At 68.0% G+C, this 13,831-nt stretch carries 15 protein-coding genes; 10 read left to right on the top strand and 5 right to left on the bottom strand.

The window, feature by feature from the left end; translation table 11 throughout:
* Positions 1–195 precede the first annotated feature (195 nt).
* From ET475_RS08120 to ET475_RS08110, 3 genes are all read left to right on the top strand, one after another.
* Complete coding sequence (locus ET475_RS08120) at positions 196–1,479, top strand: integrase catalytic domain-containing protein (protein ID WP_207205441.1); 1,284 nt, start codon at positions 196–198, stop codon at positions 1,477–1,479.
* A 141-nt stretch (positions 1,480–1,620) separates the two neighbouring features.
* Positions 1,621–2,223, top strand: a complete 603-nt coding sequence (locus ET475_RS08115) for an acyltransferase (protein WP_129388391.1) — start codon at positions 1,621–1,623, stop codon at positions 2,221–2,223.
* Positions 2,224–2,289: 66 nt separating this feature from the next.
* Entirely contained in the window at positions 2,290–2,664 is a 375-nt protein-coding gene (locus tag ET475_RS08110) for a hypothetical protein (protein WP_129388388.1), read from the top strand.
* A gap of 127 nt (positions 2,665–2,791) precedes the next feature.
* Here ET475_RS08110 and lhgO read toward each other — a convergent pair whose 3' ends face one another.
* Positions 2,792–3,994: an L-2-hydroxyglutarate oxidase gene (gene lhgO / locus ET475_RS08105; RefSeq protein WP_129388385.1), complete on the bottom strand. Its 1,203-nt coding sequence runs from the start codon at positions 3,992–3,994 to the stop codon at positions 2,792–2,794.
* A gap of 241 nt (positions 3,995–4,235) precedes the next feature.
* On the opposite strand from lhgO, the gene ET475_RS08100 reads away from it, so the two are divergent.
* Both ET475_RS08100 and ET475_RS08095 read left to right on the top strand, forming a co-directional pair.
* On the top strand, positions 4,236–4,478 hold the full coding sequence (locus ET475_RS08100) for an AbrB/MazE/SpoVT family DNA-binding domain-containing protein (RefSeq protein ID WP_242497806.1): 243 nt from the start codon (positions 4,236–4,238) through the stop codon (positions 4,476–4,478).
* Positions 4,459–4,884, top strand: a complete 426-nt coding sequence (locus tag ET475_RS08095; RefSeq protein ID WP_129388382.1) for a PIN domain-containing protein — start codon at positions 4,459–4,461, stop codon at positions 4,882–4,884. The genes ET475_RS08100 and ET475_RS08095 overlap by 20 nt, the downstream gene beginning before the upstream one ends.
* Before the next feature lie 98 nt (positions 4,885–4,982).
* On the opposite strand, the gene ET475_RS08090 is transcribed toward ET475_RS08095, so the two are convergent.
* The 4 genes from ET475_RS08090 to ET475_RS08075 form a co-directional block, all read right to left on the bottom strand.
* Positions 4,983–6,140: a glycosyltransferase gene (locus ET475_RS08090; RefSeq protein ID WP_129388379.1), complete on the bottom strand. Its 1,158-nt coding sequence runs from the start codon at positions 6,138–6,140 to the stop codon at positions 4,983–4,985.
* Positions 6,141–6,245: 105 nt separating this feature from the next.
* Complete coding sequence (locus ET475_RS08085) at positions 6,246–7,913, bottom strand: GMC oxidoreductase (RefSeq protein ID WP_129388376.1); 1,668 nt, start codon at positions 7,911–7,913, stop codon at positions 6,246–6,248.
* On the bottom strand, positions 7,910–8,842 hold the full coding sequence (locus ET475_RS08080) for a glycosyltransferase (protein WP_129388373.1): 933 nt from the start codon (positions 8,840–8,842) through the stop codon (positions 7,910–7,912). Before ET475_RS08080 ends, ET475_RS08085 begins: the two co-directional genes overlap by 4 nt.
* A gap of 80 nt (positions 8,843–8,922) precedes the next feature.
* The gene (locus ET475_RS08075; RefSeq protein ID WP_129388370.1) at positions 8,923–9,867 is read right to left on the bottom strand and encodes a zinc-binding alcohol dehydrogenase family protein; all 945 of its coding nucleotides are present in this window, start codon (positions 9,865–9,867) and stop codon (positions 8,923–8,925) included.
* Between the two features lie 65 nt (positions 9,868–9,932).
* Between ET475_RS08075 and ET475_RS08070 the strand changes: the two genes are divergently transcribed.
* From ET475_RS08070 to ET475_RS08050, 5 genes are all read left to right on the top strand, one after another.
* Positions 9,933–10,649 (top strand): TetR/AcrR family transcriptional regulator C-terminal domain-containing protein, encoded by a 717-nt coding sequence (locus ET475_RS08070; RefSeq protein WP_207205440.1) that lies wholly within the window; start codon positions 9,933–9,935, stop codon positions 10,647–10,649.
* Positions 10,646–10,900, top strand: a complete 255-nt coding sequence (locus ET475_RS08065; protein ID WP_129388365.1) for a glutaredoxin domain-containing protein — start codon at positions 10,646–10,648, stop codon at positions 10,898–10,900. Before ET475_RS08070 ends, ET475_RS08065 begins: the two co-directional genes overlap by 4 nt.
* 516 nt (positions 10,901–11,416) lie before the next feature.
* Positions 11,417–12,925, top strand: coding sequence for an HNH endonuclease signature motif containing protein (locus ET475_RS08060; RefSeq protein WP_129388362.1), 1,509 nt, complete (start codon positions 11,417–11,419; stop codon positions 12,923–12,925).
* A gap of 190 nt (positions 12,926–13,115) precedes the next feature.
* The gene (locus tag ET475_RS08055) at positions 13,116–13,343 is read left to right on the top strand and encodes a FitA-like ribbon-helix-helix domain-containing protein (protein WP_129388359.1); all 228 of its coding nucleotides are present in this window, start codon (positions 13,116–13,118) and stop codon (positions 13,341–13,343) included.
* Positions 13,340–13,744 (top strand): type II toxin-antitoxin system VapC family toxin, encoded by a 405-nt coding sequence (locus ET475_RS08050; protein WP_129388356.1) that lies wholly within the window; start codon positions 13,340–13,342, stop codon positions 13,742–13,744. The genes ET475_RS08055 and ET475_RS08050 overlap by 4 nt, the downstream gene beginning before the upstream one ends.
* The last annotated feature ends 87 nt before the right edge of the window (positions 13,745–13,831 follow it).

The following is a 13,831-nucleotide window of genomic DNA, read 5'->3' as shown; positions in this document are numbered from 1 at the left end:
CCCGGAGAACGCCGCACCGCACGTGCGCCACGTTCCCCAATATTCAAGACCCGCGAGCCATCGCTTTGATACCCCATGTGCGAGGATTCTCGGGTCTCCCCGTTCGGGAGTATAGCCCGGGGCGGCGACTTCGTCATCACTTCGACGTGCCTCAGGTTCTTTGAGCGTGTGGTTGGTGCTGGTGCCTCAGGTTCTTTGAGCGCGAAGCTTGCCCGTGTGGAAGGCAAGATTGCTATGGCCGCGAGGCGTCAGGTCACGAACAAGCTGCGTACTGCGTATCAGAGGGCGTCCAAACGGGATCGGGGGCGGATTCTGGATGAGGTGATGGCTACGACCGGGATGGGCAGGTCCACGGCCCGGCGGATGCTGACTGGCCCGGCGCTGCCCGACCCGGCCGAGCAGATCGATCGGCGCCGGCTGCGGCCGAAGGGGTTCAGCGACGAATCGAGGCTGCTGCTGGAGCATGTGTGGGCTTTGATGGGCTGCCCGTGCGGGAAATACATGGTCGTGATGCTGCCGATCTGGCTGCCGCTGCTTCGGGCGGCCGGCGACCTTGACAAGCCGTTCGCGAGCACCGCGACTCTCGCAGAGCTTGAGGCGATGAGCCCGGCCACCATCGACCGGTACCTGACCCCGGCGCGGGAGCGGATGCAGCTGCGGGGCATGGCCACCACGACCCCGCCTCCAGCCGTGCTGCGCAACTCGATCAGTCTGTCCAAGGCCGGCGACAAGCCGCCGACTGAACCGGGCGTGATCGAGGCGGACACGGTCGCGCACTGCGGCCCGACCCTTATCGGCGAGTTCTGTCGGACGTTGACGATGACCGACATGGTCACCGGGTGGACCGAGAACACGTCGATCCGCAACAACGCGTCCAAATGGATCGTGCAGGCCGTCGGTGAGCTGCAGGGCATGTTCCCGTTCCCGCTGCGCGTGTTCGATTCCGACAACGGGTCCGAGTTCATCAACCACGATGTTGCTAACTGGCTGCAGGAGCGAGACATCGCGCAGACCCGCTCGCGCCCGTACCGGAAGAACGACCAGGCCACCGTCGAATCCAAGAACAACCACGTCGTCCGCAAGCACGCGTTCTACTGGCGCTATGACACTCCCGAAGAGCTGGCCGCGCTGGGCGAGTTATGGCGACTCGTGTCGCTGCGGTTGAATTTCTTCACCCCGACGAAGAAACCCACCGGGTACGCCACTACCGCCGGTGGACGCCGTAAACGGCTCTACGACACACCGAAGACGCCATGGCAGCGCGTACTGGATTCCGGGGTCCTCACCACGACGCAGGCCGCGGCTACCGCCGGCCGGATCGCAGGCGTCAACCCCGCAGACCTGACCCGGCAGATCAACCACATCCAGCTGAGACTGATCGAACTCGCCAAAGAGAAGACAGAGGCCCTCGCCACCGCACGCGGCCTGGACCTGGCATCCTTGGAACCGTCGATCCGTCGACTGCAAACAACAAAATGAAACCGCGAGCCTCGCGCTCACAACACGTGAGGCACCAACACAACTCTCACGCTCACTTACAAATGAGGCACCTCGCACTTGATCGCGATGTGCGTCATCCGTTCTCTATGCTGAGGGCACTGTTCCCGACCGGAGGCACCCATGACCATCGCCGATTCGGCCACGATCCAAGCCACTGCAGACGTCGATGAGCGCGCCGAGATCGGCGAGAACACGCGGATCTGGCACCTGGCACAGGTACGCGAAGGCGCGCGAATCGGAACGGGATGCAACATCGGGCGCGGCGCGTACGTCGGGCCGGACGTCGTGATCGGCGATAGTTGCAAGCTGCAGAATTACGCACTCGTATATGAACCGGCCCGGCTCGGCAACGGCGTGTTCATCGGCCCGGCGGCCGTGCTCACCAACGACGAGTTTCCGCGCGCGGCGAACCTTGACGGGTCGCCCAAGTCGACCGAGGACTGGACTGAGGTGGCGGTGATCGTCGAAGACGGGGCATCCATCGGTGCTCGCGCCGTGTGCGTGGCGCCGGTGACGATCGGCGCTTGGGCCCTGGTGGCCGCCGGTGCCGTTGTGACGAAGGATGTTCCGGCTCACGCGCTGGTCGTGGGCGTGCCGGCACGGCGCATCGGATGGGTCGGGCGCGCAGGGCGACCGCTCACTCAAGACGGCGACGACTGGGTGTGCCCCGACACCGGCGAGCGCTACCGCGAAGACGGGGAGACGCTGACCCTCGTCGACTGACAGGCCGGCCCCGCGATTCCTCCACAATCGGGCTCGACGCCCTCTTCTCCACATTTTCGACACCCGGTGCGCGCGGGCGTGCGTGGCATGCGTACGGTTGATGACAACGTCGCCGGGCGGCGCGAGAATGGAGGCGTGACCGTGACTCCGGATGTGATCAGCGTGATTGTGGCGATCTTTGTCGCCGCCGTCACGTTCCTCGGCGGCGTCGCAGGGTTGTTGTCGCGACAGGACAAGCAGACCGACGCACGGTTCGACAAGATCGACGCACGGTTCGACAAGTTCGCCGCGCAGGTAGACACCCGATTCGACAGGGTGGATGCCCGGTTCGAGCGCGTCGAAGCAGAGATCGCCGCAGTCCGCAGCGAAGTCGTCGATGTGAAGATCGCAGTGGCACGGCTCGAGGGGCCACCACCGCGCCTGCTGCACGCATCGCGCTGAAGACGACGTCGTTTCGACTCGCCTTCGGCTCGCTCAACGACCGGGGCTGCGCAGTGCGTTTCGACTCGCCTTCGGCTCGCTCAACGACCGGGGCTGCGCAGTGCGTTTCGACTCGCCTTCGGCTCGCTCAACGAGCGGGTGGGCTCAGGTAGTGCTCGATCAGGTAGTCGGCGATCGCCAGTGAGCTGGTCGCCGCCGGCGACGGCGCGTTGCGCACGAGGGTGACGCGCCCGACCTGATCCACCGCGAAATCGTCGAGCAGCTCGCCGCCACGGCCCCACGCCTGGGCGCGCACGCCGGCCGACGAGGTGCGTTGGAGATCCGACATCCGCAGTTCTGGCACGAACCTGCGCGCTTTGTGAAAGTACCGCGGCTTGAGCAGCGAGGCGCTGATCTCGTCGGCGCCCATGCGCCAGTGCTGCCGGGCGAGCGGCCACGCGCCCGGCCAACGGAGCGACTCCCAGGTGTCCTTCGCCGACCAGCGCAGCCAGCTGTATCCCTCGCGGGCGAGAGCCGGCACGGCGTTGGGCCCGACGTGCACGTCGTCGTAGACGCCGCGGGTGAAGTGCACGCCCAGGAAGGGAAAGCGCGGGTCGGGGACCGGATAGATCATGCCGCGCACGAGATCCACACGGCTGGGACGCAGCGCCCAGTACTCGCCGCGGAACGGCAGGATCTTGGGCGATGGATCGGCACCGACGAACCGCGCCACGACATCGGAGTGCAGCCCCGCGCACACGATGACGCGGTCGAAGACGTGCTCTGAGACCGGAGTGACCACCCGCACCTGCTCACCCTCGGTGCGCATCGCCGTCACCTCGCTGCCCAGCAGGATCGTCCCCTCGGCGGCGCGGACGTCTTGCGCCATCGCCTCGGTGATCGACGCATAGTCGACGACCGCGGTGTGCGGCGAGTGCACCGCAGCGACACCGGCGACGTGCGGCTCGATCTCGCGCAGGCGGGCGACATCGTCGATGCGCTCCAAATCGGGCACGCCGTTCTCGCGCGAGCGGCGTTCGATCTCGGCAAGCGCACCGAGTTCGTTCTCGTCGACTGCGACGACGAGCTTGCCGACCTCGCGATAGGGCAGGCCCTTCTGCTGGCAGAACTCCCTGATGCGCACGCGTCCGGCGGCGCACAGCGTCGCCTTGAGCGACCCCGGCGCGTAGTAGAGGCCGGCATGGACCACCCCGGAATTGTGCCCCGTCTGATGGGCGGCCAGCCGCGGTTCCTTCTCGAGCACGGTGACCTCATCGCCACGCTGAGCGAGGGCGCGCGCCAAAGCCACGCCGACGATTCCGCCCCCGATGATCCCCACGCGCTCGCTCACCGGGTCAGCTTATCCAGCCTCGGGGTGGGTCGTTTCGACTCGCTCCGCTCGCTCAACGAACGGGAACGTGGCGCGTTTCGACTCGCTGCGCTCGCTCAACGAACGGGAACGTGGCGCGTTTCGACTCGCTCTGCTCGCTCAACGGGCGGGAAGGCGACGCGTTTCGGCTCGCTTTGCTCGCTCAACGAGCGGGAAGGCGGGTCGTCGACCGTGATGGTATTCATCTGGTAGCTTGAATACCATGCACACTACCATCGATCGAGCGGGCCGCATCGTCATCCCGAAAGAGCTGCGTGATGCGATCGGGCTCACGGTGGGGCCGGTCGATGTCCACGTCGTCGGGAACGCGATCCAGATCGAGATACCCGACGCAGACGCGCCCCTTGAACAGGACGAAGACGGTCTCTGGACGATCGGAACCAGCGGAACAGCGATCACCGACGACGACGTGCGCGAGCTGCGACATGGCCTCCAGCAGCGCTGATCACGCGCTCCTCCTCGACACCAGTGCCGCGATCGCCCTCATCGTGCGCGACCACGAAGGTCACGCAGCGGTGACCGAGCGCGTCAGGGGATCACGCCTCGGCCTGGCCGGTCACGCAATCTTCGAGACGTTCTCGGTTCTCACCCGGCTGCCGCCCCCGCTGCGGCTGTCACCGTCGAGCGCCCACGCGGTGATCGCCCGGAATTTTCCCGACAGCCACCAGCTCTCCCCCGACGGAGCCGAAAAACTGTTCGCGCTTCTGGCTGTCAGCAGGATCACCGGGGGATCGGTCTTCGACGCACTCGTCGCAGCCGCGGCACACGAGGCGGGCGCGTCGCTGATCAGCCGCGACCGCCGCGCCGTGCGCACCTATGACGTGGTCGGCGCCAGGGTGGAAGTCGTCTGAGTAGCGCGACATTCGTGTGCGTTTCGACTCGCTGCGCTCGCTCAACGAGCGGGAAGGCGACGCGTTTCGACTCGCTGCGCTCGCTCAACGACCGGTGACTAGAGCTCCCCCGGCGACATGGCCTGGGTGTCGAGCTCGTCGACGATTTCGCGAGCGACCGAGCGCGACGCCGCCGAGCGCGACGCCGCCGGGCGCGGCGCGTAGACGATCAGCGAGTGGAACATGAACCGCACCACGAACGCCACCGCGAGGGTGATTCCCGCCGCGATCACGCTCGAGATGTGCCACGTGTTCACCAGCAGCGCTATCACCGGGATGCGCACGATGGCCTCGACGTTGTTGAAGGTGAACGACTTCGCGAACCGTGACCAGACACCGGATGCCTCACCGGTCATGTCTTGAAAGACGAAGCGCTCCTGCAGCACGAAGTTGCCGATGATCGTGACCTCGGCACCGATGATGGCAGCCGGAATGTAGTTCATGCCCAGCTGGATCAGCGCCCACATGATCACGAGGTTCAGCACGGCGCCCAGCGCGCCGATCGCGGCAAACAGTGACATCTTGCCGAACCGCAGCCCGGTCAGCTGTACGAGGAAATTGATGCCCTGGCGCACCGAGGCCTTCGATTCACCGGCGAACCGATCGGCGAACTGGAACGGGATCTCGACCACGCGCAGGCTCTTGCGCGCGAGAATCTCGAGCAGGATCTTGAACCCACGCGGACGCAGCCCCGCGAGGTCGATGCGCGTGCGGTCGACGAGGAAGAACCCGGTCATCGGGTCAGAGATCCCGCGCAATCGAATCGGGAACATCGCCCGGGTGAGCAGGGTCGACAGCTTCGAGACCCACACCCGGGTGCGGTCGGCCAGGCCCTTCGCCGACCCGCGCTCCATGTAACGGGATGCCACGACCACATCAGCGTCTTCAACCCCGAAGCGTCCGAACAGGGCGGGGATCTCTTCGGGCGGATGCTGCAGGTCGCCGTCCATGACGATGCAGATATCGCAGGCCGCGGCCTTCATCCCCTCCACGACAGCGCCACCCAGACCGCCGACGGCCTCGTCGCGATGGATCAGGCGCACCGGCAGGGTGCTGGATGCCGCGACCTCGGCGATCACGTCGGGCGTGGCATCCGTGCTGTCGTCGACGAAAATGACCTCGGCGTCCATTCCGCGTACCGCATCGGCCACCCGACGAACGAGTTCGGCCACATTGGGCGCCTCGTTGTATGTCGGAACGATGATGGACAGCTGCATGGACTCGCTTTTCGAAGGAAGAACGGACCTCCATCGTCGCACGCCATCCTGGGCGAGATCTCGACTATGGGCGACCGCATAGCAGCCGCTGAGCAAGAGTTCGGCTCACCCGGCGGTCTCGTCGGCCCTTTGCGTCTGCGCGGCACGGGTCTCAGCCAGATGGTGCGCGAGGCGCACCGCGAGCACTGCGGCGAAGAACGTCGGGTTCGCTTCGGCCGAGGTCGGAAAGACGCTGCTGGAGGCGAGGAACAGGTTGCGCGTGCCGTGCACGCGCAGGTCGCGGTCGACCACGCCCTCGGCGGGGTTCTCGCTCATTCGGGTCGTGCCGATGCTGTGGAAGCCGTCGGTGGCCTGCTCCCATGCCATCGCCCGCACGCCCTCGGCGTCGTCGGCGAGGTACTCGATGCGCCCGAGCCCGGCCGCGCGCAGTTCGGCGTCGAGCAGCTCATGGCAGCGCAGCAGCGAATCGATGTCGGCTTCGAGGTAGCGGTAGTCGACATCGAGCACCGCCGTGCCGTCGGATTCGGTGCGCATCGTGAGCCGGCTGTCGGGGTTGGGCAGCTGCTCGGCGTGGTAGTGGATCGCGTAGCGTCCGCCGTCGTTGCGCAGGATGAATCCGGGCTTGCGCACGTGCGAGAGGTAGCGACGCCGGATGATGTCGAAGACGTCGGCGGCGGCCCGGAACGGGCGGCGCACGATGTTCGCGATGTGTTTTCCCACATGGTACGGGCGGGGTCCGACATGCCGCAGCCGGATGCCTTCGGCCAGGATGCTGCGGCCCACCGGCGGGATCGCGAGCCCGAGAAAGACCGCCGACAGCGTCGCGTTGCGGTGCTCGTATTCGTAGAACGGCGGATTGTCGAGATAGAAGCTCGTGTTGAGCACTCGGTGCCGGCGCTGCGCTTCTTCGGTGAGGGTGAACCGGCGGCGGATATAGGTGTCGTGCTCGTCGCGCACGAAGTCGAGGTCGGCCGCCCGCGCCGGGTCGTCGAGCACGATGTCGGCGATGCTGCCGGTCGCGTGGCCCATGTAGTTGCGGCCGAGCGCCCCGTCGGTGCCGCCGAAGGAATCGGGATGCCGCTGCTGCACGTCGAGCAGGAATCGGGTGATCTCCAGCCCGCCCATGGCCAGCACGTAGTCGCCGGCGTGCAGTCGCAGCCGCACGCCGTCGTGCTCGACCACCAGCGACGCTATCGACCCGTCGGCGCCCAGATCCAGATCCACCAGCCGGGCGTCGAACAACGCCGTCACCCGCGGATGCGCGAGCACGCGCGCGCCCAGACCCGGCGCCAGACGCGGTTGCCGGGCCCACCGCTCGAGGTTCGACATCTCGAACTCGCCGAGCCCCGGCCAGTCTGCGGCATCCGACCGGAAAACCGCGGCGCCACAGTCGAGGAGGCGTGCGGCCGGCTCGTACCACGGCGTGACATCGCCGATCGAGATCGGCCATTCGCTGCCGGGCACATAATCGCGCTTCTCGAAGTCGATGGGTTCGAAGGCCACGCAGCGCCCGCCCCACAACCGCGAGGTTCCGCCGAGCCCGCGGCGCGTGGTCAGCTCGAGCGGCGCGTGCCGCGCCGGGTCGGCCAGCTCGGTGCGCTGCCCCGGGAAGGGGGCGACCGGGTTCTTCGCCGAATCGCGGTCACCGGCATCCACCAGCAGCACCCTGCTGCCGGCCTCGGCCGCCTCCATCGCGAAGGCGAGACCGACCGGCCCCGCTCCCACCACGATGCAGTCGTTGTCGGTCTGATCCGTTGCAGAAAGAGCAGTCATCGAGTGTCCCCTGTACCCGTGCGGCTGGAAGCGTCGCGTTCCCAGTCACGTTCGCCCTGTCGCAGAATGCCATCTGCGCGGCGACGCGACGCGACGGTGAGAAGCGTATACCAGCCGACATCCATGGCGCTGCGCACACCGCGGATCGATGAGAGCAGCGCGCGGCCGCGCGACGATGCCTCTGACGAGATGCCGAGCTCGAGGTAGCCGCGACGCTGGCGCGTGAGCACGGCCAGCAGACCCGCGAGGTTGCGCGGCGTGCGCACGCGCATGGGCGGGGCGGCGACGACCCGCTTGGTCTCGTCGTCGAACTGCTCGTCGAACCACGAGTCGTCGGCGGTGACGTCGTCGAAGCGGCCGAAACGGCGATGCCCCTCTTCGTTGGTCGCGTACCCGCCGGCGCCCCACTGCCGTTTCGGCGGGGCGGGGATGCGGCTGCGCGCGCGGTAGTACGAGCGCACCGGGATGCTCGCCCCGATCGCGTCGTACACGTAGCGGGCACGGGCGGCGAGAACGCCGGGCTCGGCCAGGGCGTCGAAGACGGCCAGCACCGTCTGCGGCTCGATCTCGATGTCGGCGTCGAGATACAGCCGCGGCCACGCGGTGGCCAGCTCGTCGCCGAGGTTCATGGCCGCCGTCTTCGACCCGATGCCTGTCTCGGCCACCTGCACTCCCGCGAATCGGCGGGCGATGTCTGCGGTGTCGTCGCTGCAGCCGTTGCACACGACGATGATCTCGATGCCGGGAAGGGACGTCAGCGGAGCCAGCGCGGTCAGCGTGCGCGCTATCACCGCCGACTCGTCGTGTGCGGGGATGATGACCGCGCCGTGCGCGTCGGGGGGCAGCGCGGGGGTCACACGCGCGGGCGCCGGCCGAAACTGGACGGAGCCGTCGGCCGGATATGCAGGCACGTTGGTGCTGCGCGTCATGCGGAATCGCCCCCAGGTCGAGATTCGCTCGGACGATTCCGAGGGTACTCGACCCGGTGCGGCACAGGCGCCGGCGCTCGTCAGTCGGGCACGACGACGGCACGATCCGGGCCCGTGTAGGCCCAGGCATCCGCCACCTGCGACAGGCCGAAGGCGCGCACCGGTGCCGTGACCTCGCCGGCGGCGATGCGCGCCATGAAAGCGGGCAGCTGGGCCATGATCTCGGCGACCGGGGTCGATCCCGCACCGGCGCCGCGCACCACGAGGTTGCGGCTGCGCAGCAGCGCACCGGGCAGTGCGGCACGAGCCCGGCCCGACGTGCCGATCTGCACATGGACGATGTCGGCGTCGTCGTCGCCGAGGCCGCGCACCGCCAGGGCGTCCCACACCGTCTCGGCGGCGGCGCCCCACACGTAGTCGAGGATGAGGGTCGGCGCCACTCCGTCGAGCGACCGGGCCACGGCATCCGCCCCCTCGTCGAGGGCGACCGGGGTGGCACCGAGCGCGGCGACCTCGGCAAGGCGGGCGCGGTCACGTCCCAACCCGATCACGCGGTCGGCGCCCAGGGCACGAGCGTTCTGCACGGCGATGCGGCCGGCGACACCGGTCGCGCCCACGATGAGCACGGTGCCCAGCGCCGGTACCTCGCGCGTGCGTGCCACGAGGGGCAGCCACGAGCTCAGCCCGGGGTTCATCGCCCCGGCCACCACGATCGGGTCGGCACCGTCGGGTACCGGCAGGCCCATTCGCGACGCCGCCCGCTCGGCAAGCGTGCCCCAGGGCACACGGATCCAGCCGACGTATCGCGCTGTGCCCGCGGCATCCATCGCCACTCCGTCGACACCGGGCACGAGCGGATATGCACCCTCGCTGCCATAGTGCGCGCCCGCGGCGAGACTGCGCACGACCGGATGGATGCCGGCGGCGAGCATGCGCACCTCGCTCTCGCCGTCGGCGGGTTCGGGGTCGGCGAAGTCGCCGTAGCGCGGCGCCGCACCGGCGCCGTGGATGATCGCTGCCTTCATGACTCTCCCCTTAACATCGTTAAGCAATGCGGCCATGATCCCTTAACACCGTTAAAGTGTCAAGCATGGCGAAGGGCATCACACGAGACGCGATCGTCGAGGCGGCGCTGGCCGTGCTCGACGAGGCCGGCATGGACGGACTCACCCTGCGCGCCGTCGCCCAGCGGCTCGACGTGAAGGCACCGGCGCTGTACTGGCACGTGCGCGACAAGAAGACTCTGCTCGACGAGATGGGCACGCGCGTGTGGACCGAGATCGCCGCCGCCGCCGGGTCGGGCGAGCGCTCTGACTGGCGCGATGCGCTGACCTCGTACGCCACGATCGCGCGGCGCGGACTTCTGGCCCATCGCGATGGCGCACGGGCCTTCAGCGGCACCTACCTGACCGACGCGAGTGTGCTGCGCGATCAAGAGGCAGACCTCGCATGGATGGAGCAGCAGGGCTTCACCGTGGATGCCGCCACCGACGCCTTTGCGATCGTCACGGCGTTCACGATCGGAACCTGCATCGAAGAGCAGGAGCGCCTGCAGGCGGCCGACGCGCGCTATGCCCTTGCGCTGCGAGACGAGCGAGTGGATGCGGCATCCCACCCGCGCGTCGCGGCATCGGGGCGACGCGCGGCGTCGGGGAACGCCGACGCGCGGTTCGCGGCACAATTGGCGGCGGTGATCGAGGGCGTCGGGGGTCTGCGCGGGGGTTTGCGCGGGGGGTTGCGCGAGGGTTTGCGCGAGGGTTTGCGCACAGCGCCGGCCCAGGCGGAATCGGGGAGAATGGAAGCATGACGACCACCCCCATCAAGATGTTCGGCGCCGCCTGGTGCGGCGACTGCCGCCGCACGAAGAAGCAGCTCGACGAGCTCGGTGTCGACTACGAATACATCGACCTCGTCGCCGACCCCTCGGCCGCCGACGTGGCCAAGGAGATCTCGGGGCGCATGAACATTCCGGTTGTTCTGTATCCGGATGCCTCGCACCAGGTCGAGCCGAGCAACGCCGACGTCGAGGCGAAGCTGCGCGAGCTGTCGCTGATCTGACGCGCGGGGCGCTGCGGATCTGACGCGCGGGCGCGCAGCGGTCGTTGAACGCGGGCGCGCAGCGGTCGTTGAACGCGGGCGCGCAGCGGTCGTTGAACGCGGGCGCGCTGCGGTCGTTGAGCGTGCGAGCGTGCGCACTGTCTCGGTCGTTGAGCGAGGGAGCGCAGCGACCGAGTCGAAACGCGCGTCTCGGTCGTTGAAGGAGCGCGCATTGTCTCGGTCGGTGAACAAGGAAGCGCAAGCGACCCGTCCCGGCCGCTGAGCGCGGGCGCGCAAGCAACCCATCCCGGTCGTTGAGCGCGGGCGCACCCCGTCTCGGTCGTTGAGCGAGGGAGCGAAGCGACCGAGTCGAAACGCACGTCTTGCCCGACGTGCCCATCACAGCCCTCCCTCTGGTGAGGGCGAGTGACGTCGTTTCCTCCCCAGGCGGGGTGCGTGGGTGGTTATCCACAGAAACAATGGCTGACCTGGGGAACGTCGGGCGTGAGTGTCGGTGGTGGCGACCATGATGGGGGTATGACCACGGCACCGGATGACCTGTTGGAGACGCTGAACCGTCTCGACGAGCAGCTCAGCGATGCCGTGCACGACACGCTCGACGATGACCGGGTACGCGCTCTGGGTGACGACGAGCTGCTTGCTCTGGCGCGGGTGGTCGAGTCGCTGGGCCGCCGGATCGACGCGTTGCGGATCGCCGCTGCCGGGCAGGTCGATGACCGGTCGCGCAGCGAACTGGGCGAGCAGCGTCTCTGTGCACGCAACGGGTGCATCAACGCGGTCGACCTGCTGTGCCGGGTCACCGGGGTCTCTGCGGTCACCGCCCGCGCCCGAGCACGCTACGCCCGGGCAACCACCACCCGGGCCACCCTGACCGGGCAGAGCCTGCCCGCCCCGTTCCCCGCCGTGGCAGCAGCCCTGACCTCAGGTGTCATCGGGGTCGACAGCATCGCGGCGATCATCGGGGTGCTCGGCCCGATCACCGACCGGTGCCACCCCGCACAGCTGGCCGCCGCCGAAACCGAACTTGTCACCGCCGCGACCGGCACCGGCCCCGACGGGGCGCCACCCTGCACCGCCGATGACACCCGCCTGCAAGCCAAGGTATGGGAACTGGTCCTGGACCCCGACGGCACCCTCCCCAAAGACCAACACGCCGCCCGCAACCGGGGCCTGCACTTCGGACACGAAAACGGCGGGCTCGTCCCCGTCAACGGCAACATCCTCACCGAGGTGTATGAACAGTTCCGGCTGCTCTACGACGCACACACCAACCCACGCGTCCACGACCACACCCGAGGCGAGGCGGTCGCGTTCTGTGAGAACGCCGACAGTGCCGACACCGACAGTGCCGATACCGACAGTGCCGACGCCGGGGACGACCAACCGCGGGATCCGCGCACGCGGGCGCAGAAGATGCACGACGTGTTCGCCACCATCCTGCACGTCGCCGCCCGCTCCGCCGAAACCCCCACCATCGGCGGCGCCCCACCGGCCGTCATCGTCACCATCAACGCCGACGACCTGAACCGTGACAACGGGGTCGCATTCATCAACGGAACAAACTGCACCGTCCCCGCCTTCGTCGCCCGCCACACCGCCTGCAACGCCGGCACCCAACACATGATCGTCACCGACAACGGCCGCATCATCCAACTCGGCACCCCCAACCGCACCTTCACCACCCAGCAACGCCGGGCCATCATCGCCCGCGACGGGGAATGCGTGATCCCCGGATGCCACATGCCCGCCACCTGGTGCGAAATCCACCACGTCACACCCCACGCCCACGGCGGACCCACCCACACCGACAACGGCGTCCCCCTGTGCTGGTGGCACCACCGCACCATCGACACCAGCGGATGGGAAATCCGCATCATCAACGGCATCCCCGAAATCCGCGCACCCCGCAACCTCGACCCCACCCGCACATGGCACCCCACCACCGGATCACTCCACCGCGCACAAAACCGACTGCGGCAACGACTGGCAAGACAGCGCGAACCAGCCACACCGCGAACCGGGTAACCCGTCACGACACACGACCCGCACAATCAGGACAGAGCGCGCCCGCACGAGAGCGCAGCCCGTGTCGGTTCGCTGCACTCGCTCGACGACCGGGCACGCAGGAGCGCTCGACAGGGTGCACCACTCAACAGACCAGCACGCTCTCACGCTTCAACCGCGCATGTGCGGCGCATGAAACTATACTGACCACATGACAATGATCCAGATTCGCAACGTGCCCGATGAGGTGCACCGACGCCTCAAGGCGCGCGCAGCGATGGAGGGCGTGTCACTGTCAGAGCTCGCTTTGGCCGAGCTTCGGCGCTCCCTCGATCGGCCCACGCGCGCAGAGTTGATCGATCTCGTCGCGTCTCGCGAGTCCGTCTCCGATGGTCCTTCTTCGGTCGAACTGGTGACCGCGGCGCGCTCGACACGATGATCGTGCTGGATGCCTCGGCAGCAGTCGAGTGGCTGTTGGGCCGGAGTGGCGCCCGGTTCGTCGCCGAACGCATCGCGGATCCAGATGTCTCGATCCATGCGCCCGCCCCGATCGGTGTCGAGGTGGTGTCTGCCCTGCGCGGACTCACGCTCAGGCACCACATGAGCGCAGATCGTGGTGCCGCCGCGATCGCCGACCTGGCTGCCGCCGGCGTCGACCTGCACGACCCCACCCCATTGCTTCCCCGCGCCTGGCAACTGCGCGCCAATCTGTCGGCGTACGACGCCGTGTACGTGGCACTCGCCGAGGTACTGGATGCCACTCTTCTCACGACGGACGCCCGCATCGCGCGGGCACCAGGCATCGCGGCCGAGGTCGTGGTCGTGCCGACGGGCAAGTGAGGCGACGGGGCGCGGCATCCATTCGTCGTTTCGACTCGCTGCGCTCGACCGAGACGAAACGCGGTGGACGTCGTTCTGATGACCCCA

Origin of the sequence: Microbacterium protaetiae, from assembly GCF_004135285.1 — a bacterium.
Classification (GTDB): domain Bacteria; phylum Actinomycetota; class Actinomycetes; order Actinomycetales; family Microbacteriaceae; genus Microbacterium; species Microbacterium protaetiae.
Note: the sequence above shows the minus strand (reverse complement) of the source record. Positions and strands in the feature narration are given on the sequence as shown.